General features: G+C 61.2%; 21 protein-coding genes. 13 read left to right on the top strand and 8 right to left on the bottom strand.

Annotation, left to right across the window (positions count from 1 at the left end; all coding sequences use genetic code 11):
* Window positions 1-96 precede the first annotated feature (96 nt).
* From BM269_RS17885 to BM269_RS17875, 3 genes are read left to right on the top strand one after another with little or no spacing between them, the layout of a single operon-like run.
* Window positions 97-750, top strand: coding sequence for a protein-L-isoaspartate O-methyltransferase family protein (locus BM269_RS17885; RefSeq protein WP_090439763.1), 654 nt, complete (start codon window positions 97-99; stop codon window positions 748-750).
* 10 nt (window positions 751-760) lie between these two features.
* Complete coding sequence (locus tag BM269_RS17880; RefSeq protein WP_090439760.1) at window positions 761-1,084, top strand: rhodanese-like domain-containing protein; 324 nt, start codon at window positions 761-763, stop codon at window positions 1,082-1,084.
* A 44-nt stretch (window positions 1,085-1,128) separates the two neighbouring features.
* Complete coding sequence (locus tag BM269_RS17875; RefSeq protein ID WP_090439757.1) at window positions 1,129-2,439, top strand: TolC family outer membrane protein; 1,311 nt, start codon at window positions 1,129-1,131, stop codon at window positions 2,437-2,439.
* Between the two features lie 49 nt (window positions 2,440-2,488).
* Here BM269_RS17875 and gloA read toward each other — a convergent pair whose 3' ends face one another.
* The 3 genes from gloA to BM269_RS17860 are packed head-to-tail and all read right to left on the bottom strand — an operon-like array spanning window position 2,489 to window position 4,490.
* Window positions 2,489-2,899: a lactoylglutathione lyase gene (gene gloA, locus BM269_RS17870; RefSeq protein ID WP_090439753.1), complete on the bottom strand. Its 411-nt coding sequence runs from the start codon at window positions 2,897-2,899 to the stop codon at window positions 2,489-2,491.
* A 21-nt stretch (window positions 2,900-2,920) separates the two neighbouring features.
* Window positions 2,921-4,222 carry a PQQ-dependent sugar dehydrogenase gene (locus BM269_RS17865; RefSeq protein WP_090439750.1) on the bottom strand — a complete coding sequence of 434 codons (1,302 nt, stop codon included), beginning with the start codon at window positions 4,220-4,222 and terminating at the stop codon, window positions 2,921-2,923.
* Window positions 4,223-4,229: 7 nt separating this feature from the next.
* Window positions 4,230-4,490 carry a hypothetical protein gene (locus tag BM269_RS17860; protein ID WP_090439747.1) on the bottom strand — a complete coding sequence of 87 codons (261 nt, stop codon included), beginning with the start codon at window positions 4,488-4,490 and terminating at the stop codon, window positions 4,230-4,232.
* Window positions 4,491-4,579: 89 nt separating this feature from the next.
* On the opposite strand from BM269_RS17860, the gene BM269_RS17855 reads away from it, so the two are divergent.
* Window positions 4,580-5,461 carry a DUF3667 domain-containing protein gene (locus BM269_RS17855; RefSeq protein WP_090439744.1) on the top strand — a complete coding sequence of 294 codons (882 nt, stop codon included), beginning with the start codon at window positions 4,580-4,582 and terminating at the stop codon, window positions 5,459-5,461.
* On the opposite strand, the gene BM269_RS17850 is transcribed toward BM269_RS17855, so the two are convergent.
* The 4 genes from BM269_RS17850 to BM269_RS17835 all read right to left on the bottom strand — a co-directional run bounded on the left by BM269_RS17850 (window position 5,445) and on the right by BM269_RS17835 (window position 7,365).
* Window positions 5,445-6,122 (bottom strand): alpha/beta fold hydrolase, encoded by a 678-nt coding sequence (locus BM269_RS17850; RefSeq protein WP_211482717.1) that lies wholly within the window; start codon window positions 6,120-6,122, stop codon window positions 5,445-5,447. The genes BM269_RS17855 and BM269_RS17850 overlap by 17 nt on opposite strands.
* The gene (locus BM269_RS17845) at window positions 6,119-6,382 is read right to left on the bottom strand and encodes a hypothetical protein (protein ID WP_139232781.1); all 264 of its coding nucleotides are present in this window, start codon (window positions 6,380-6,382) and stop codon (window positions 6,119-6,121) included. Before BM269_RS17845 ends, BM269_RS17850 begins: the two co-directional genes overlap by 4 nt.
* Window positions 6,383-6,408: 26 nt before the next feature.
* On the bottom strand, window positions 6,409-6,843 hold the full coding sequence (locus BM269_RS17840; protein WP_090439738.1) for a hypothetical protein: 435 nt from the start codon (window positions 6,841-6,843) through the stop codon (window positions 6,409-6,411).
* Between the two features lie 144 nt (window positions 6,844-6,987).
* Window positions 6,988-7,365, bottom strand: coding sequence for a VOC family protein (locus BM269_RS17835; protein WP_090439735.1), 378 nt, complete (start codon window positions 7,363-7,365; stop codon window positions 6,988-6,990).
* A 139-nt stretch (window positions 7,366-7,504) separates the two neighbouring features.
* Here BM269_RS17835 and BM269_RS17830 point away from each other — a divergent pair, with 139 nt between their 5' ends.
* From BM269_RS17830 to BM269_RS17785, 9 genes are all read left to right on the top strand, one after another.
* The gene (locus BM269_RS17830) at window positions 7,505-8,404 is read left to right on the top strand and encodes an NAD kinase (protein WP_090439732.1); all 900 of its coding nucleotides are present in this window, start codon (window positions 7,505-7,507) and stop codon (window positions 8,402-8,404) included.
* Window positions 8,404-10,050 carry a DNA repair protein RecN gene (gene recN / locus BM269_RS17825; protein WP_090439729.1) on the top strand — a complete coding sequence of 549 codons (1,647 nt, stop codon included), beginning with the start codon at window positions 8,404-8,406 and terminating at the stop codon, window positions 10,048-10,050. The genes BM269_RS17830 and recN overlap by 1 nt, the downstream gene beginning before the upstream one ends.
* Window positions 10,051-10,478: 428 nt before the next feature.
* On the top strand, window positions 10,479-10,889 hold the full coding sequence (locus BM269_RS17815) for a hypothetical protein (protein WP_090439723.1): 411 nt from the start codon (window positions 10,479-10,481) through the stop codon (window positions 10,887-10,889).
* A gap of 91 nt (window positions 10,890-10,980) precedes the next feature.
* Window positions 10,981-12,033, top strand: a complete 1,053-nt coding sequence (gene hemH, locus BM269_RS17810; protein WP_090439720.1) for a ferrochelatase — start codon at window positions 10,981-10,983, stop codon at window positions 12,031-12,033.
* A gap of 385 nt (window positions 12,034-12,418) precedes the next feature.
* Window positions 12,419-12,964, top strand: a complete 546-nt coding sequence (gene grpE, locus BM269_RS17805) for a nucleotide exchange factor GrpE (RefSeq protein ID WP_090439717.1) — start codon at window positions 12,419-12,421, stop codon at window positions 12,962-12,964.
* A 70-nt stretch (window positions 12,965-13,034) separates the two neighbouring features.
* Window positions 13,035-14,975: a molecular chaperone DnaK gene (gene dnaK / locus BM269_RS17800; protein WP_090439714.1), complete on the top strand. Its 1,941-nt coding sequence runs from the start codon at window positions 13,035-13,037 to the stop codon at window positions 14,973-14,975.
* Between the two features lie 85 nt (window positions 14,976-15,060).
* Entirely contained in the window at window positions 15,061-16,185 is a 1,125-nt protein-coding gene (gene dnaJ, locus BM269_RS17795) for a molecular chaperone DnaJ (RefSeq protein ID WP_090439711.1), read from the top strand.
* A gap of 4 nt (window positions 16,186-16,189) precedes the next feature.
* Window positions 16,190-16,846 carry a carbonic anhydrase gene (locus tag BM269_RS17790; protein ID WP_090439708.1) on the top strand — a complete coding sequence of 219 codons (657 nt, stop codon included), beginning with the start codon at window positions 16,190-16,192 and terminating at the stop codon, window positions 16,844-16,846.
* Between the two features lie 31 nt (window positions 16,847-16,877).
* Window positions 16,878-17,657 (top strand): tetratricopeptide repeat protein, encoded by a 780-nt coding sequence (locus tag BM269_RS17785; RefSeq protein WP_139232780.1) that lies wholly within the window; start codon window positions 16,878-16,880, stop codon window positions 17,655-17,657.
* Here the strand turns inward: BM269_RS17785 and BM269_RS17780 are convergent.
* The gene (locus BM269_RS17780; RefSeq protein WP_090439702.1) at window positions 17,614-18,540 is read right to left on the bottom strand and encodes an alpha/beta fold hydrolase; all 927 of its coding nucleotides are present in this window, start codon (window positions 18,538-18,540) and stop codon (window positions 17,614-17,616) included. The genes BM269_RS17785 and BM269_RS17780 overlap by 44 nt on opposite strands.
* Window positions 18,541-18,545 lie beyond the last annotated feature (5 nt).

Below are 18,545 nucleotides of genomic sequence, written 5' to 3'. Positions count from 1 at the left end.
ATTTCCCGCGATCCGTTGTCTTAATCGTTAATATGCCCACCTGACCAGACAAACGATAAAATGACGGATTATTTATCCCTCACCGAGTCAACAAAGATGAATATCGAACAAGCCCGTTTCAATATGATCGAACAGCAAATCCGCCCTTGGGATGTGCTGGATACGGACATCCTCGATCTCTTGCTGGTCGTAAAACGCGAGAATTTCGTGCCGGAAGCCTACAAGAACCTGGCTTTTGTCGACACTTTCATCCCGCTGCAGGGTGGCGAGCAAATGCTGACCCCGAAGCTGGAAGCGCGCATCGCACAAGATGCGCAGATCAAGAAACATGAAAACGTGCTGCTGGTGGGCGCGGGCACCGGCTACCTGGCCGCCCTGCTGGCCCACCGTGCACGCCACGTAACCGCCGTCGAAATCGCTCCTGAAATGAAGGCGCTGGCGGCCAAGAACCTGACGGCAAACGGCATCTCCAACGTGACCGTGGAACTGGGCAATGGCGCCCAGGGCTGGTCCAACGGCGCGCCGTTCGACGTGATCGTGTTCTCCGGTTCGCTGCCGGTACTGCCGGAAGCAGTGCTGCAGCAAGTGAAGGTAGGCGGCCGCATCGTGGCCATCATCGGCGATTCGCCGGTGATGTCCGCGCACCGCATTACCCGCACCGGCGACCACGGCTACGACACCGTCAAACTGTTTGAGACCGATGTCAAGCCGCTCGACCTGGCGGTGAAACCTTCGGCGTTCACTTTCTAAGGGAACGCCAATGCAGCACTTAACCGCACCGGAACTGGCCGGCTGGCTGAATGACGAAAGCCGCGCCAAGCCTTTCCTGCTGGACGTGCGCGAGAACTGGGAATACGGGACCTGCCATATCGCAGGCTCGACCCTGATGCCGATGCAGACCATCCCGGCCCGCATCGACGATCTCGACGAGGATGCAGAAATCGTCTGCATCTGCCACCACGGGGCGCGCAGCCTCAACGTGGCAGCTTTCCTCGAGCATCATGGTTTCAGCAAGGTAAGCAATCTGACAGGCGGGATTCACGCCTGGGCTGTGCAGGTAGACAGCTCGATGCCGCAGTACTAAGGCACGAAAACTAACCCTTTTTGACGACTCCAACGGAGATGCAAATGCAGAAACCCCTCCTCGCCGTGCTGGTATCCAGCGCCCTGTTCTCGCTGAATGCGCAAGCGGCCGACCTGGTCCAGGTGTACAAACAGGCGCTCGCCAATGACGCCACCTATGCCAGTGCGCGTGCCGCGCTGGCGGCGGGCCAGGAACGCACGGTGCAGGGGCGCTCGCAATTGCTGCCAACCATTTCCGCCAGCGGCCAGCACTTGAAGAACGATGGCGAAGTGTCGCCGGAAAAGACTGGCTTCGTCGACAAGGAAAACTACAACGGCCAGGTACAGGTGCAACTGACCCAGCCCCTGTTCCGTTGGGCTAACTGGGAAAACTACCAGCAGAGCAAGCTGTCCACCGCCGCGGCCGAAGCTGTGTTCGCGCAAGCGCAACAAGACGTGATCTTGCGCGTGTCGCAAGCCTACTTCGACGTGCTGACCGCGCAGGACAACCTGACTGCGACCCAGGCCCAGAAGGCCGCCACCACCGAGCAGCTGGCGTCGGCCAAGCGCAATTTCGAAGTGGGTACCCAGACCATCACCGACACGCATGAAGCGCAAGCGGCATACGACCTGGTGGTGGCGCAGGAATTCGCCGCGCAGAACGACCTGGAAGTGAAGCGCACCGCGCTGCAGCAGGTGATCGGCCAGGCGCCTGGTGCATTGGCACCGCTGCGTACCGGCGTGACCATCGCCACCCCGCAGCCGGCAACGCTGGAACCATGGGTGTCGGCGGCGGAAGAACAGAACTACGGCGTGACCGGCGCCAAGCTGAATGTGGAGATCGCCAAGCGCGAGATCAGCAAGCAGCGCGCAGGCCATATGCCAACCCTGGACCTGATCGCCAACTCGACCCGTATCACCTCCACCGGCCCGAACGGCGGCATCAACAAGAACAACGCCATCGGCGTGAGCTGGAACATCCCGATCTTCAACGGCTTCGCCGTGACCAGCAAGGTGCGTGAATCGATCGCGCTGGAAGACAAGGCCCGCAACGACCTGGAATCCTCGCGTCGCCAGGCCGCGCAGACCGCGCGCCAGGCTTTCCTCGGCGTGAACAGCGGCCTGGCCCAGGTCAAGGCGCTGGAAGCGGCGGAAGTGTCGTCCAAGTCCGCTCTGGAATCGAACAAGCTGGGTTACCAGGTGGGCGTGCGCATCAACATCGACGTGCTGAATGCACAGCGCCAGTTGTACACCACCCAGAAAGACCTGTCGAAGGCCCGTTACGACACCATCATGAATGGCCTGCGCCTGAAGTCGGCGGCCGGCTCGCTCAAGGAAGAAGACCTGGAGCCGATCAACGTCCTGCTGCAGCACTAAGCCCCCTGATCTGCCGCGGCGCCGTTCAAGGCGCTGCGGCGGATTTCTCTCAGCGCAGTCCGGCCCCCTGGGCGTCGAAACTGCGTTCGATCAGTTCGATCTTGTACCCGTCCGGGTCCGTCACAAAAGCGATCACCGTGGTGCCGCCCTTGACCGGCCCCGGCTCACGCGTGACGTTGCCGCCGTTGGTGCGCACTGCCTCGCAGGCGGAAACGATGTCGGCCGCGGAAATCGCGATGTGGCCATAGGCATTGCCCATGTCGTATTGCTCGACGCCGTAGTTGTACGTCAGTTCCAGCTCCGCGTGGTCCGGGTTGTGACCGTAGCCGAGGAAGGCCAGCGTGTACTTGTATTCGGGATTGTCGCTGGTGCGCAGAAGTTTCATGCCCAGCACCTTGGTGTAGAAGTCGATGGATCGCTGCAGGTCACCAACCCGCAGCATCGTGTGTAGGATGCGCATGGCTACATTGTATTGGTTTTCTCAGTGGCTCGCCGGCACTACCCGCCACACCACATTGCCCACGTCATCCGCCACCAGCAAGGCGCCGGTTTTATCCACCGCCACGCCGACCGGCCGGCCCTTGGCCTTGCCCTCGCGCGTCACGAAGCCGGACAGGAAATCCACCGGCGGCCCGGCCGGCCGGCCTTCCGCAAACGGCACGAAGGCCACCTTGTAGCCGCTGAACTGTTTGCGGTTCCACGAGCCGTGCTGGCCGATGAAGGCGCCGCCTTGCCAGCTGGCAGGGAACAGTTTCGCGTCGTAGAAGGCAAGGCCGAGGGAGGCTGTGTGCCCGCCCAGCGCGTAGTCCGGCATCACCGCCTTTGCCACCAGGTCCGGGCGCGGCGACTTGACGCGCGTGTCCACGCGCTGGCCGTAGTAGCTGTAAGGCCAGCCATAGAATGCGCCGTCCTTGACCGAGGTCAGGTAGTCCGGCACCAGGTCGTCGCCCAGTTCGTCGCGCTCGTTCACCACGGTCCAGAGAGCCTTGGAGCGGGGCTCCCACGCCATGCCGTTGGCATTGCGCAGGCCTGTTGCGAACAGGCGCGACTTGCCGGTGGCACGTTCATATTCCCAGATCGCGGCGCGGCCTTCTTCCTTGTCCATGCCGTTCTCGCCAACGTTGCTGTTCGAGCCTACGGTGACGTACAGGAAGCGTCCGTCCGGGCTGGCCGTGATGTTCTTGGTCCAGTGGTGGTTGAGCGGGCCGGCCGGCAGGTCCAATACCTTGATCCCGGCCGCGCCGATCGACGTCGCGCCCTCGGCGTAGGGGAAGCGCACCACCGCATCGGTGTTGGCGACGTACAGGTCCTTATCAACCAGCACCATGCCGAACGGCGAGTTGAGGTCCTTGATGAAGGTGCCGCGCGTTTTCGCCACGCCGCGTTCGTCGATATCGCGCAGCAGGGTGATGCGGTTGGCGGAGGGCGTGACCGAGCCGGCCTTCTTCATTTCGTGCTTCATGATCGCGCCCTTGATGCCTTTGCCGTCTTCCGGCTTGGGCGGGGCGGCCGTCTCGGCGACCAGCACGTCGCCGTTCGGCAGCACGTACAGCCAGCGGGGGTGATCGAGGTCGCGCGCATAGGCGCCGACGCTGAATCCCGCGGCCGGCACCGGCTTGTCGTCGCCCTTCCAGCGTTCGACCGGCGCCACGTTGACGGTCGGGATCAGCTTCCTGTTCGGCTCCGGCAGGCTTGGGTTGGGGCCCCAGCCCGGCGGGTAGCTTTGCGCCAGGGCGACGCTGGCGGCCGCGCAGGCCAGCAAGGAAAGGATGGCGGTTCGCATATGGGCCTCAATCGCGTTTGGTGCCGGGCAGGGGATTGGCCTTCGACTCATTGCCGGCTGGCGGCTTTTGCAGGCCCGGCTTGCCGTGCAAGTCGGTGTCGACCAGCCCTTGTTCGACATCTTCCGCCGCCTGGCGGATCACGCTGCGGGTTTTTTGCTGTGTCGCGCCCTGCGGCGACTCGTCGCGTTCGTGTGGCAGGCGCTTGCCGCCGCTGCGGTCCACGGGCGTCTGCGTGTTGACTTTGCGGTCCTTGCTGTTCGGTTCCATGGTGTCTTCCTCCTCAGTTCATGGTAGCGAAGGCGCGCGGCGGTGGTCGCCAGCTTGAATAGAAGCAATTCCACCGGTAGCATTGCACTATGGATATCGCCACCGACAACACTTGCCGCAACTGCGGCGCCACTACTTCCGGAAATTTCTGCCATATGTGCGGGCAGGAGACGCATTTGCATGCGCCCAGCTTCAGTGAGTTCATGCATGAGTTCATTGGCCACTACGTTGCGCTGGAAGGGCGTTTGTGGGGCACCATTTCGCGCCTGCTGTTCCGTCCCGGCCTGCTGACGGCCGAATACCTGGCCGGCCGCCGCAAGCGCTATGTCGAGCCGCTGCGGCTGTACCTGTCGCTCAGCATCATCTTCTTCGCCGTGCTGAAGTTCAGCGATGCCGATGTGGCGACGGTTGATCCGCGCCCTACGCCGCCGGCCATCAAGCTGCAGGCCGAGCGCGCCATCAGCGAAGTGAAGGCGAACCAGGCAGATCATCCGCCGATCGTGAACGATCAGCTGGAACGGGCGCTGCAGCAGAAGTATCCCGCCGTCTACCACGCCGTCGACCGCTTCGATAAGATGGACGACCACCAGAAGAGCGCAGTGATGCAGGCCGGCTTTTACAAGTACGCACCGTACGCGATCTTCCTGCTGATGCCGCTCTTCGCGCTGTGGATGAAGGTGCTGTATCTCGGTAGCGGCAAGAAGTACGGCGAGCATATGCTGTTCGCGCTGCACACCAACGCATTTGCGTTCGCCATGCTCGGCGTGTTTATTTTCTTGCCTGACGGCTTCCTGAAGTTTTTGGCGCTCTGCTGGGTCGCCGGCTATCTGCCTTGGGCCATGCAACGCGTCTATCAGAAGGGCAGGTGGGGGACGTTCTGGCGCTGGGTGCTGCTCGCCGTACTGCATGGCATTTCGCTGGCGATCGCCGTCCTGGGCGTGATGGGGCTGGGGATTATCTCTGCGCACTAAGCCGCACGAAGGCTGCGACTTCACGCGCGGCGTGTTCGGGCGCCGTTTGCAGCAGGAAGTGAGGCGCGTCGAATGCGATGACTTTGGCTGCAGGCTTGATCTTCGTGATCAGGCTTGCTGCAGCCAGCGGCACCAGGCGGTCGCGCTTCGCACGCAAATACAGTATCGGCACAGCGCAGGCACGAAGGCGGTCACAGACATCGACGGCCAGCACGGCGCGCATCCGCGCACGCAGTGCCGGCGTTGATACCTGCTCCAGCGCTCGCTCGAACGCTGCGCGCAGCGGCCGGTCGACGAGCCAGCCCGAAGGCAGTGCTTTGAATGGAACGGCCCCGATGACCGGCTTCAGCGCCGACAATCCCGGCCTTGGATTACGCGCGAACGTGCAACACAACACCAACCCTAGCAACTGGCCGGGCGCTGACGCTGAAATCGAAATCGCAAGCGGCCCGGAAAACGATTCCCCTAGCAGCAAATAGGGCCTGTCGAGCGGAATCGCTGCCCGCGCAACTTCCTCTAGTTGCTCATAACCGCCACAGTGGTCGCCGGGGTAGCGCACCACCCGTACATCAAATTCGCCGCCAAGTGCCTGGATGAATGGGGTAAACAGTTCGCCCGTGCCATCCATGCCGGGCAGCAGAACGAGAATGGGGGTTGTCAAGATGAGCGCCGAATTTTCCACGCAAGCCAAAGCATGAATGCGGGCGCCAGCGGAACAATGCCAAACATGACAAGACCGATCAGCAACCCATCCTGGCGAAACAGATAGGGTGTGGCGAAGCCGAACAGCGTGCTGGTGGCCACGAACAAGACTGTCCAGCGCAGCCGTTTCCCAGGTCCGGCAATGACCAGTCCAACTGCGAAGGTCAGCACAGGCATCAGCAAGGCCAACAATAGCGGCAAGAGTACCGGGAAGGTCAAAGTGAGGCTCCTCATGGGCCTGCAGACTAGTAATCGAACTTGGTGCTGCGGACGCTCTTGTTCTGGCGCTTGATACGCTCGGCCGCTTGGCGTGCTTCAGTCTCGGCGCGCTGGCGTTGGCGGGTTTCTTCGGCGGCTTGCGCCTTGGCGGCGCGCTCCGCGTAGACCGTGTCCAGCCGGCGTTGCGACTCGAAGCGCTCACTGATGTTCTGGAAGTGCATGGCTTGCTGGGCCAGCGCCACCAGCCACGCAATGGCGAGTGCCCACAGCACGAAAGTGTAGAACGATTGCCAAGACCCGAACGAGCCCTCCAGCAGGGGGCGCGCCTGCCCCAGCGCGCTCTGGCCGACAAACGCCAGCAGTCCCGCCATGACACCGAGTGCCACCGTCCCAAGCAGCTGCCGCTTGGCCTGGAGGCGCAACTGGTCAAGTTCAAATTGGGCTTCTGATACGGAATCCATGGCGGGGCAGGGGTAGTAAATCTCTCAACAGCTTGAATTTTACCTCAACCTTGCCGCCTGGAAAGCCGCCTCTGGCCTTCGTTTGAGATGGATCAGCACCCGATCGGGGCCCGCGCACGCCGTTCAGCTATACCTTGTCATTCCTCACGCCGCAGCATTCGGCTGCCACAGCTCGACCTTATTGCCGTCCGGGTCGACAAACCAGCCAAAACGGCCATAGTCGAAGGACTGCACATCGCCCACCAGGGTGCCGCCGCCATCGGCGACCTGTTTCAATGCGCCGTCCAGGTCATCCACAATAAAATTGATCATGAATTCGCGTTTGGACGGGGCGAAATAGGATGTCGTGCTCTTGAAGGGACTGAACACCGTGGCGCCATTCGACGGCATGGCGGCCGGCGCGAAGGAGGCGTACTCCTTGGCTTCGTCCGACAGGCCGAGGCAAGCCTGGTACCAGGCCATCAGCGCCACCGGGTCCTTGGACTTGAAGAAAATCCCGCCAATACCCAATGCTTTTGCCATTCCAGTCCCCCTTGTTATATACTGTGCAAACATACAGTATTTATTAGCGTATCGGCCAGTGTCGCAATGCATGGCATGAGCAAGCATTATGGGTTACTCTGCTGCGTGTTGCCACCCCCATATTTAGACCGAGATTGATATGTCCGCTACGCATCCGATGTACAACACGATTGCCCTGGTTGTCCGCCCCAATACGACCGGCATCGAAGAGCCGGTGCGTGATGTGCTGGACTTCCTGAAGCAGGGTGGTTACAGCGTGGTGCTGGAGGCTGACACGGCAGAGCACCTTGCCATCTCGGATTTCCCCTCGATGAGTGTGCAAGGCATTGGCGAGCGCGCCGATGCCGTAGTGGTGATGGGCGGCGACGGCACCATGCTGGGCATCGCGCGCCAGTTGGCCTCCTACGACACGCCGCTGATCGGCATCAATCAGGGGCGCCTCGGCTTCATGACCGACATCCGCCAGGAAGACATGCTGCCGGTGCTGGGACGCATCCTCGGCGGCACCCACAAGGCCGAACGCCGCACCTTGTTGGAAGGCCGCGTCATGCGTGATGGGAAGGCGATCTTCTTCGGCACCGCCGTCAACGACGTGGTGGTCTCGCGCGGCGCCGGCGCGGGCATGGTGGAGTTGAGCGTCGACGTCGACAACCAGTTCATGTACAACCAGCGCTCGGACGGCCTGATCATCTCGACACCGACCGGCTCCACGGCTTACGCGCTGTCGGCCGGCGGCCCGCTGCTGCATCCGACGCTGGGCGGGATAGTGATGGTGCCGATCGCACCGCACGCGCTGTCCAACCGCCCGATCGTGCTGCCCGACTCCAGCGAGATCGTGATCGAGATCAAGCGCGGCAAGGACACCACCGTGAACTTTGACATGCAGACCTTCGCCAGCCTGGCGAACGGTGACCGGATCCACATCCGCCTCTCGCCGCACACCATCACCTTCCTGCATCCGGAAGGCTGGAGCTACTACAACACCCTGCGCGAAAAGCTGCACTGGAACGAATACCCCTCTACTGACGGCAAAATCTGATGCTTCGAACCCTGTCCATCCGCGATTTCGTTATTGTCGATTCGATTGAGCTTGAATTTTCCCCTGGCTTCACAGTCTTCACCGGCGAAACCGGTGCCGGTAAATCCATCCTGATTGATGCACTGACGCTGGCGCTGGGTGGCCGGGGCGATGGCAGCATGGTGCGCGAAGGCACGGCCAAGGCCGACATCACCGCCGATTTCGCACTCACCGAACAGGCCCGGGCCTGGCTGGAGTCGAACGAGTTTGCGGTGGAGGAGGGCGGCGCGCTGTTGCGGCGCGTGATCGACAACGCAGGCCGTTCCAAGGCCTTCATCAACGGCGTGGCGGCGACCGCCGGCCAGTTGCGCGAGTTGGGCGATATGCTGGTCGACATCCACGGCCAGCACGCGCACCAATCGCTGCTGAAATCCGATTCGCAGCGCGAGCTGCTGGATAACCAAAGCGGCGCCAATGTGCGCGAAGTGACCGCGGCTTACCGCGCCTGGCGCGCTTTGTCGAAGCAGTTGGAGGAGTACGAGGCCAACGCCGCCAACCTGCAATTCGAACGCGAACGCCTGGAGTGGCAGGTAACGGAGCTGGACAAGCTGGCGCCGAAGAAGGGCGAGTGGGCGGAAATCGGCAACGAGCATTCGCGCTTGTCGCACGCGGCCAGCTTGCTGGAAGGCGCGCAGGAAGCGCTGGGTGTTCTTTCGGAGGCCGACGACCATCCAGTCCTTTCGCAGGTCACCACGATTGCAACGCGGCTGGGCAAGCTGGTGTCGGTCGATGCCGAATTGCAGCCGGTTGTCGACCTGCTCGAATCGGCGCGCATCCAGTTGCAGGAATCCGTATACGCGCTGAATAACTATATGGATCGCGTGGAGCTTGATCCAGAGCGCCTGCGCCAGGTCGATGCGCGCATGGAAGCGCTGCATTCGGCCTCGCGCAAGTTCCGTGTGCACGCCGACGATCTGCCGGAGGAGCATGAACGCCTGTCGGAAAAGCTGGCGCAGTTGGCAGATGCCGCGGACCTGGAAGGTCTGCGCAAGCAGGAAGAAAAACTGAAGGCGTCTTATCTCGAGTTGGCTGCGGAGCTGTCGGCAACGCGTGCAACCGCCGCGCAAGCGCTGGGAGCAGCCGTCACGCAAGGGATGCAGGAGCTGAGCATGTCCGGTGGACGCTTCGAGATCGCGCTGCGCCCGTGCGAGCCAACTGCTTACGGCGTGGAGCAAGTGGAATTCCTGGTGGCTGGCCACGCCGGCGTCGCGCCGCGCCCGTTGGCAAAAGTGGCGTCGGGCGGCGAACTGGCGCGTATCTCACTGGCGATCTCCGTGATCACTTCGCATGCGACCACCGTGCCGACCCTGATCTTCGACGAAGTCGATAGCGGCATCGGCGGCGGCGTGGCTGAGGTCGTGGGCCGCTTGCTCAAGCGCCTCGGTCAGGAGCGCCAAGTATTGTGCGTGACGCACTTGCCGCAAGTCGCCAGCCAGGGCAACCAGCACTTCCAGGTCGCCAAAGGACCCTCCGACAACGGCCGCACAGCCTCGCGCATCGAAGTGCTGGACCAGAAAGCGCGCATTGAGGAAGTGGCGCGGATGCTGGGCGGCCTTGAAATCACTGCAACCACCCGCAAGCACGCCCGCGAGCTTTTGGCTTCTTAGTTGTGGGGCAGCGTATGAACGGAGTGGGGTAACTTCATCGTCGCTGGAACAATCGCCACTCGCGCGAATCCAAGCAGTTGCGATCGATTCGGAGGATTCCGGGGTGTCCTTCCGAACTCCGAATCATTACCTTTTGCTCGTTTAACTCGCGCAAAGCTGCTCTTTGCTGCTCTTTCTTGCTCCTTTGCTGCACTTTTTTGCTCATTCAGTGCTCCTTTGTGCTCCTCTTCTGCTCTTTTGTGCTCTTTCTCTGCTCTTTTCTGCTCTCCGAATGCAGGAGCAAAAAAGAGCAGTAAACGAGCACGAAAGCGCACAAAAGGAGCACAAAGGAGCACTGAAAGAGCACGAAGGAGCAGCGAAAGAGCAGCAAAGAGCAGATTTGCGCACGATTGCGCAGCATTGCGCAACAACGCGAAGGAGGATGGAAAATGGAACCCACCATCAGCATCCCAATCACTTTCAGGGTATTCGAAAATCTTTGTAGGTTTCTCGATGGTTCGACAGTAAGTGAAGAAGTCGCGAAGGTGGCGAGCAAGGCGATCACCGCCTGGATCGAGCAGCAAAGCGCACCACCGCCTGAAGAGTCACTAGCCCTGCTGGGAGGGTATCAATGGAAGCACCTGTTTCTGCCAGAGGGGACCAAACTGCGCGTTGTCGTCAAGCGCAAGACATTCCACGCTTCGGTGGTCGGAGACCACGTCGTTTTCAACGGCCAAGCGACATCGCCAGCATCTCTGGTTAATCAACTCGCGTCGACAAAGCGCAATGCATGGAAACACATATGGATTCTGCTGCCAGGTGAAACCAGGTGGCAACTGGCGCAGTCCATGCGCGAATAGCACGCCACGCCCGCATGTCCCTCCTGCACCGTGCACCTAAAGCGCGCCAGTTTATAATGGCGCGCCCACGAATAACAAAAAAGTACCCAAGATGCCGTTCGCCAAAGAACCCGCCCTGCAGCCAGGCTCCGTCTCCAGAACCGCCGTGGTACTGGTCAATCTCGGTACCCCTGACGAACCGACGCCCGGCGCCGTGCGCCGCTACCTGAAGGAATTCCTGTCCGACCCGCGCGTGGTCGAAATCCCGAAGGCAGTCTGGTGGTTCATCCTGAACGGCATCATCCTGCCTTTCCGCTCCAAGCAGTCGGCGCAGAAGTACGCCGCGATCTGGACCAGCGACGGCTCGCCATTGAAATACAACACGCAAGCGCAAGCTAAGCTGCTGCGCGGCCTGCTCGGCGAACGTGGCCACAACGATGTCACGGTGGCGATGGCGATGCGCTATGGTTCCCCGTCCCTGCCCGAAGTGCTCGGCAAGCTTAAAGCCGACGGCCACGACCGCATCCTGGTCCTGCCGGCCTATCCGCAATATTCCGGTACCACCACCGCCTCGGTCAGCGACGCAGTGTTCGACCACTACAAGAAAGTGCGCAACATCCCCGAGCTGCGTTTCGTGCGCGACTACCACGATCACGACGGCTATATAGACGCGTTGAAAAAGACCGTGCTGGCTCATTGGGAAACCAACGGCCGCGGTGAAAAGCTGGTGATGAGCTTCCACGGCGTGCCGAAGCGCACCATCGACCTGGGCGACACCTACCAACGCGAATGCATGGAAACCGCGCGCCTGCTGGCGAACAAGTTGCGCCTGAACGAAAACCAGTACCTGGTCACCTTCCAGTCCCGCTTCGGCAAAGCTGAGTGGCTGCAGCCCTATACCGCACCGACTGTGGCACAACTGGCAAAAGGTGGAGTGCGCAAGCTGGATGTGATCTGCCCGGGCTTCACCAGCGATTGCCTGGAAACCCTGGAAGAAATTGCAATGGAAGTGCGCCACGACTTCCTGTCCAACGGCGGCAAGGAGTTCAATTACATCCCTTGCCTGAACAGCCATCCCGCCTGGATTGCTGCCCTGACCGAGGTTGCCGAGCAACACATGATCGGCTGGCCGACCATGTCGTCCATGCGCAAGCTGCGCCGGTAGCCAGTTGTTAGCACTTGCGGGTGGTGAGTGCTAACCTGCTAAAATAACTGGTTAGGGGAACAGTTCGCTGAAGACGATCACTGCTGTAGCAAGAAAGCTCCAGGCAATGATCGATGCTGTAATAAATGGCAACTTCATGATGCGCTCCGAGGGGACGCGGTGTCCAGGCACCGCATAGATTCATCTTAGTCAAAACCCCCGGTTAACGTATCTCCGAGCTTTGTAAAATTTGTAACTCTACAGTTACAGCACCCCCGCCGGCGTGCGCCGGGCCTTTGCACTGAGGGGCAGAATACCCCTTGAAAAGATAGGGGCAAGCCCCATTTCTTGCTCGTGCACCAAGCAGCAGATGTCAGATAAACATGATTTTGTAGGAGTCTTTTAGATGCAAGACCAGGAAAACCAGCCAAGCCAGAACCCGGAAGTGGAGCAGGCAGAAGAGCAAACGACTCCAGTTGAAGCCCCTGCGATGTCCGACCTGGAAGCGCAGCTCTCCGCGACCGAGGCGAAACTGGCCGAAATGCATGACGCATTCATGCGCGCCAAGGCGGAAGGCGAAAACATCCGCCGCCGCGCCCAGGAAGACGTGGCCAAGGCCCACAAATTTGCCGTTGAAAGCTTTGCCGAAGCCATGGTGCCGGTGAAGGACAGCCTGGAAATGGCGCTCAAAGTCGACAACCCGACCCTGGAATCGCTGAAGGAAGGCGTCGAAATGACCCTGAAACAGCTGAATTCCGCCTTCGAGCGCAACCGCCTGATCGAAGTGATGCCGGCGGTCGGCGACAAGCTGGACCCGAACAAGCACCAGGCCGTGGCCATGGTGCCTGCCGAGCAGGAGGCGAACACCGTCGTCACCGTGCTGCAAAAGGGTTACATGATTGCGGACCGCCTGCTGCGTCCCGCCATCGTGACGGCTGCCCAGCCAAAGTAAGCACTTGAAAAGAAACACAAATTCCACATATAAGAAGTAATTAAACTTAGTACACAAGGAAGAACAAATCATGGGCAAAATCATCGGTATTGACCTGGGCACCACCAACTCCTGCGTCGCCATCATGGAAAATGGCGCGCCGAAGGTCATCGAGAATGCGGAAGGCGCGCGTACCACCCCTTCCATCATCGCCTACCAAGAAGACGGCGAAATCCTGGTTGGCGCACCTGCCAAACGCCAGGCCGTCACCAACCCGAAGAACACCCTGTTCGCGGTGAAACGCCTGATCGGCCGTAAGTTCCAGGAGAAGGAAGTCCAGAAGGACATCTCCCTGATGCCTTACGAGATCATGAAGGCCGACAACGGCGACGCCTGGATCGGCGTGCGCGACAAGAAGCTGGCGCCTCCTCAAATCTCCGCGGAAGTGCTGCGCAAGATGAAGAAGACCGCTGAAGACTACCTGGGCGAAGAAGTGACCGAAGCGGTCATCACCGTGCCGGCCTACTTCAACGACTCGCAGCGCCAGGCAACCAAGGACGCGGGCCGTATCGCCGGCCTGGAAGTCAAGCGCATCATCAACGAACCGACCGCAGCCGCTCTTGCATTCGGCCTGGACAAGACCGACAAGGGCGACCGCAAGATCGCCGTGTATGACCTGGGCGGCGGTACCTTCGACGTCTCGATCATCGAAATCGCCGACGTGGACGGCGAAAAGCAGTTCGAAGTGCTGTCGACCAACGGCGACACCTTCCTGGGCGGCGAAGACTTCGACCAGCGCGTGATCGACTACATCATCGACGAATTCAAGAAGATCAACGGCCTGGACCTGAAGAAGGATCCAATCGCCCTGCAGCGCATCAAGGCATCGGCCGAGCGCGCGAAGATCGAACTGTCGTCCTCGCAGCAGACCGAAATCAACGAGCCTTACATCGCCATGGCCAACGGCGCGCCAGTCCACCTGAACCTGAAGATGACCCGCGCCAAGCTGGAGTCCCTGGTTGAGGAACTGATCACCGCCACCATCGAGCCTTGCCGCACCGCGATCAAGGACGCCGGCGTGAAAGTGTCCGACATCGACGACATCATCCTGGTCGGCGGCATGACCCGTATGCCTAAGGTGCAGGAAAAAGTGAAAGAATTCTTCGGCAAGGATCCACGCAAGGACGTGAACCCTGACGAAGCCGTGGCCGTTGGCGCCGCGATCCAGGGTGCGGTTCTGTCGGGCGACCGTAAAGACCTGCTGCTGCTGGACGTGACCCCGCTGTCCCTGGGTATTGAAACCCTGGGCGGCGTGATGACCAAGATGATCCACAAGAACACCACGATTCCTACCAAGTTCTCGCAAGTGTTCTCGACCGCCGACGACAACCAGCCGGCCGTGACCATCAAGGTGTACCAGGGCGAGCGTGAAATCGCTGCCGGCAACAAGGGCCTGGGCGAATTCAACCTGGAAGGCATCCCGCCAGCAGCGCGCGGCACCCCGCAGATCGAAGTGACCTTCGACATCGACGCCAACGGCATCCTGCACGTCGGCGCGAAAGACAAGGCCACCGGCAAGGAAAACAAGATCACCATCAAGGCAAACTCCGGCCTGTCCGAAGAGGAAATCCAGAAGATGGTGAAGGACGCGGAACTGAACGCGGAAGAAGACAAGAAGCTGAAAGAACTGGCCGAGTCCCGCAACCAGGCCGACGCGCTGGTGCACTCGACCAAGAAATCCCTGACCGAATACGGTGACAAGCTGGAAGGCGGCGAGAAAGAGAAGATCGAAGCTGCCATCACCGCCCTGGAAGCCACCATCAAGGATGGCGACAAGGCAGCGATCGACGCCAAAGTGGCAGCGCTGTCCGAAGCTTCGCAGAAGCTGGGCGAGAAGATGTACGCTGACATGCAGGCGCAGCAAGGCGCCGCCGGTGCCGAAGGCGCTGGTGCCGGTGCACAGGCTGAATCCAAGCCAGCCCAGGACGACGTGGTCGACGCCGACTTCAAGGAAGTCAAAGATAGCAAGTAAGCTTCACATCCGGTCAATTCTCTGACCTGCCGAGCGACGCATCCAGACGGGGCTCGCTCGGCTTTTTCGCATAAATTGGTACATCATGGCAAAGCGTGATTTTTACGAGATCCTCGGGGTCGCTAAGAACTCGTCCGAAGACGAAATCAAGAAGGCCTATCGCAAACTCGCGATGAAATATCATCCGGACCGCAATCCGGATAACAAAGAGGCCGAGGAAAAGTTCAAAGAGGTCAAAGAGGCCTACGAGATGCTGACCAATCCGGAGAAGCGCGAAGCGTATGACCGTTACGGTCACGCCGGCGTGGACCCGAATATGGGCGGCGGCGGTGGCGGCGGCTTCGGCGGTTTTGGCGACGCCTTCGGCGACATCTTCGGCGACATTTTCGGCGGCGGCGGCCGCGGGCGCAGCTCCGGCCCGCAGGTTTACCGCGGCGCGGACCTGCGCTACAACCTGGAAATCACCCTGGAGCAGGCCGCCCACGGCTTCGACACCACGATCCGCGTGCCGAGCTGGGACAAGTGCGACACCTGCCACGGTTCCGGCGCCAAGCCGGGCACCCAGCCGGTCACCTGCGGCACTTGCGGCGGCCATGGCCAGGTGCGCATGCAGCAGGGCTTCTTCAGCATCCAGCAGACCTGCCCCAAGTGCCACGGCACCGGCAAGATCATTCCCGAGCCGTGCCCATCGTGCTCCGGCGCGGGCCGCATCAAGCGCAACAAGACGCTGGAAGTGAAGATCCCGGTCGGCATCGACAACGGCATGCGCATCCGCTCCACCGGCAACGGCGAACCGGGCACCAACGGCGGGCCGCCGGGCGACCTGTATGTGGAGATCCATATCAAGCCGCACACGGTCTTCCAGCGCGAAGGCGACGACCTGCATTGCGAAATGCCGATCAGCTTCGCCAAGGCGGCGCTGGGTGGCGAGATCGAAGTGCCGACGCTGGATGGTAAAGTATCGTTCACCATTCCGGACGGCACCCAGTCCGGCAAGACCTTCCGCCTCAAGGGCAAGGGCATCAAAGGCGTGCGTTCCGGTTATCCGGGCGACCTGTTCTGCCATGTCGCCGTTGAGACCCCGGTCAAGCTGACCGACAAGCAGAAGGACCTGCTGCGTGAATTCGAGCGTTCCACCACCGAAGGTGGTGCGAAGCATAGCCCACAGACCAAGTCCTTCATGGACAAGGTCAAAGACTTCTTCGAGTGAGTATATGAGCGACGACGTACTGAAGCACCTGCTGGAAAACAACCGTAAATGGGCGGAGAAAAAGGTCATCCAAGACCCTGACTACTTCCGCGACCTGTCGATGGTGGCGCCGGAGTACCTGTGGATCGGCTGTTCCGATTCCCGCGTACCGGCAAACGAACTGCTTGGCCTGCCGCCTGGAAAAGTGTTCGTGCACCGTAATATCGCCAACGTGGTGGTCCATTCGGACTTGAATTCCCTGTCGGTGCTGCAGTTCGCCATCGAAGTGCTGAAGGTCAAGCACGTCATCATCGTAGGCCACTACGGCTGCAAGGGCGTGCACACCGCACTGACCGGTGGCCGTGTGGGCCTGGTCGACAACTGGCTGCGCCACGTGCAGGACGTCGCGCAGAAGCACGAGCGCTACCTCGGCGCGGCGCTGGCCGATGTCGGCAAACAGAGCGAGCGCCTGTGCGAGCTGAACGTGGTGGAACAGGTGACCAACGTCTGCTCGACCACTATCGTGCAGGACGCGTGGGAGCGCGGCCAGGAACTGACCGTGCACGGTTTCGTCTACGGCCTGAAGGACGGACTGCTGAACGACCTGGGCATGAACATCAGCTCCCAGGCCGACCTGCAGCCCTGCACCGACGCCCGCCTGGCGGCATACGCCCAGCAGTAATCCTGCCAAAAAAGCATGTACACTCCTGTGCATGCTTAAATCCATCACTGCCTTCCTCGCTTCCCTCGGCGCTCCACGCGCCAGGGCGCCGGGAAATTTCCAACCCAGCCAGCAGCTTGTCGTGAAGGCCGGGGATGTGCTCGTCCAGCCGCAGCCGGATGGACAGCTCTGGAGCGCGCTCAAGGTATTCGCCGTCGATGGCGCCACCGCGCATTGCCTGACCTACGAATCGTGCGCCATCAAGCCCACGCTGGACTCGCTGGCGCAAGCCCCGGTGCGCATGGCGCATTCGCCGCGCGCCATGGCCACCCTGGCTGAGGGCTGGGAGCTGGCCGGCAACCAGGCCGCCACCGCGCGCGAACTGCAAGGCTTGAAGTATATGGACTTCGAACTCTATGTCCGCCTGACGGGGCAGGATGCCGACACCATCATGCGCACCGCCACCGAACATTTCGAACGCGCCGGCCTGCACGCCGCCGAAGGCCGCCGCATTGAAGCGATCAACGAATATGGCAAGGCAATCGAACTGTATCCCGCCTACACCGACGCATTGGATAAACGTGCTTTCGCGTTCATGGAACTGGGCTTGTACCAGCAAGCCTTGCGCGACCTGGACGAATCAATCTACCTCAATCCGGAGGGAATGACGGCATTCTTCTCCAAAGGCGAATGCCTGCTCAAGCTGGGCCACCTCGACGAGGCCGAGGCGATCTTCGTCGAAGGCCAGGAGCTCTTCCCCGAGCATGCCGCCCAATTCAACGAGTTTCTCAAGCGCACCCGCGCTTTCGCCCTGACTGGTCGTCCAGCGTAAGCTGGAAGTCCATGAAATTCAGTGCTGTGCGGCGTGTCGCTTCCAGCATCGGCAGGTGGCCGATGCCTTCCATCATGACCAGCCGCGCATTCGGCATCAGCGCCTTGGTGGCTGCGGCGCCTTTGGGGCTGAGGATACGGTCTTCAGTGCCCCACACGATCAGCGCAGGCGTTTCGATGGCACCCCTCAGCATCGGCGAGTCAACCAGTTCGCGCATGATTGCGCAGTGCAGCCCGTAATCCGCCACTGCGCGTCGCGCCAGGACGTGTTTTAGCGAGTAAGGGAAGAATGGCGGCTTAGCCATGCAGCTTGCCATCAGCGCGCCGAAGTCGCGCGGGTTGGGCACCAGCAGTGGCATGCCGCCGCCTGCCAGATAGGTATGGAAGGTGGGATTGTCGTACGCCGCCTCGGTACCGGCGGGCGCCAGCAGCCAAAGGCTCGCCACCTGCTCCGGGTAGCGCGCCGCGTACTCGGCGGCGATGAAGCCGCCCATCGAATTGCCGCCCACGTGGAAGCGCTGCACGCCCAGCTCCGCCATGAGGGCGCGCAGGTTTTCGACTTGCGTCGCTATGTCGTGCTTGGCGGATGGATCGCGCCGTGCATCACCGAAGCCCGGTAGGTCGGGAATGATCACGCGGTAGTGCGGCGCCAGCAAGCGCGCGATACGCGTGAAGTTGTCCTTGTCGCCGGCAAAGCCGTGCACCAGCAGCAGTACCTCCTGGCCCGCGCCGCTGTCGAGATAGGGCAGGGAAGCTTGCCGCAGCGTGAGGCCGGAACGCTTGCGTTCAAATGCGAGCGAAGCCCTGGCCAACGGGGCTGGCAGCAGCCGGTCTGCCGCTACCAGCGCCAATGCCGCAACGCCCACTGCGTAAAGGAAGAACATCGCCG

It is taken from the genome of Duganella sp. CF458 (assembly GCF_900113115.1).
Lineage (GTDB): Bacteria > Pseudomonadota > Gammaproteobacteria > Burkholderiales > Burkholderiaceae_D > Rugamonas.
The sequence above is the reverse complement of the archived record's forward strand: the minus strand, read 5'-3'. Positions and strand labels throughout refer to the sequence as shown.

Coding starts and splice junctions, on each gene's coding strand:
- BM269_RS17885 (WP_090439763.1), top strand. CDS start 97: ATGAATATCGAACAAGCCCGTTTCAATATGATCGAACAGCAAATCCGC.
- BM269_RS17880 (WP_090439760.1), top strand. CDS start 761: ATGCAGCACTTAACCGCACCGGAACTGGCCGGCTGGCTGAATGACGAA.
- BM269_RS17875 (WP_090439757.1), top strand. CDS start 1,129: ATGCAGAAACCCCTCCTCGCCGTGCTGGTATCCAGCGCCCTGTTCTCG.
- gloA (WP_090439753.1), bottom strand. CDS start 2,899: ATGCGCATCCTACACACGATGCTGCGGGTTGGTGACCTGCAGCGATCC.
- BM269_RS17865 (WP_090439750.1), bottom strand. CDS start 4,222: ATGCGAACCGCCATCCTTTCCTTGCTGGCCTGCGCGGCCGCCAGCGTC.
- BM269_RS17860 (WP_090439747.1), bottom strand. CDS start 4,490: ATGGAACCGAACAGCAAGGACCGCAAAGTCAACACGCAGACGCCCGTG.
- BM269_RS17855 (WP_090439744.1), top strand. CDS start 4,580: ATGGATATCGCCACCGACAACACTTGCCGCAACTGCGGCGCCACTACT.
- BM269_RS17840 (WP_090439738.1), bottom strand. CDS start 6,843: ATGGATTCCGTATCAGAAGCCCAATTTGAACTTGACCAGTTGCGCCTC.
- BM269_RS17835 (WP_090439735.1), bottom strand. CDS start 7,365: ATGGCAAAAGCATTGGGTATTGGCGGGATTTTCTTCAAGTCCAAGGAC.
- BM269_RS17830 (WP_090439732.1), top strand. CDS start 7,505: ATGTCCGCTACGCATCCGATGTACAACACGATTGCCCTGGTTGTCCGC.
- recN (WP_090439729.1), top strand. CDS start 8,404: ATGCTTCGAACCCTGTCCATCCGCGATTTCGTTATTGTCGATTCGATT.
- BM269_RS17815 (WP_090439723.1), top strand. CDS start 10,479: ATGGAACCCACCATCAGCATCCCAATCACTTTCAGGGTATTCGAAAAT.
- hemH (WP_090439720.1), top strand. CDS start 10,981: ATGCCGTTCGCCAAAGAACCCGCCCTGCAGCCAGGCTCCGTCTCCAGA.
- grpE (WP_090439717.1), top strand. CDS start 12,419: ATGCAAGACCAGGAAAACCAGCCAAGCCAGAACCCGGAAGTGGAGCAG.
- dnaK (WP_090439714.1), top strand. CDS start 13,035: ATGGGCAAAATCATCGGTATTGACCTGGGCACCACCAACTCCTGCGTC.
- dnaJ (WP_090439711.1), top strand. CDS start 15,061: ATGGCAAAGCGTGATTTTTACGAGATCCTCGGGGTCGCTAAGAACTCG.
- BM269_RS17790 (WP_090439708.1), top strand. CDS start 16,190: ATGAGCGACGACGTACTGAAGCACCTGCTGGAAAACAACCGTAAATGG.
- BM269_RS17785 (WP_139232780.1), top strand. CDS start 16,878: ATGCTTAAATCCATCACTGCCTTCCTCGCTTCCCTCGGCGCTCCACGC.
- BM269_RS17780 (WP_090439702.1), bottom strand. CDS start 18,540: ATGTTCTTCCTTTACGCAGTGGGCGTTGCGGCATTGGCGCTGGTAGCG.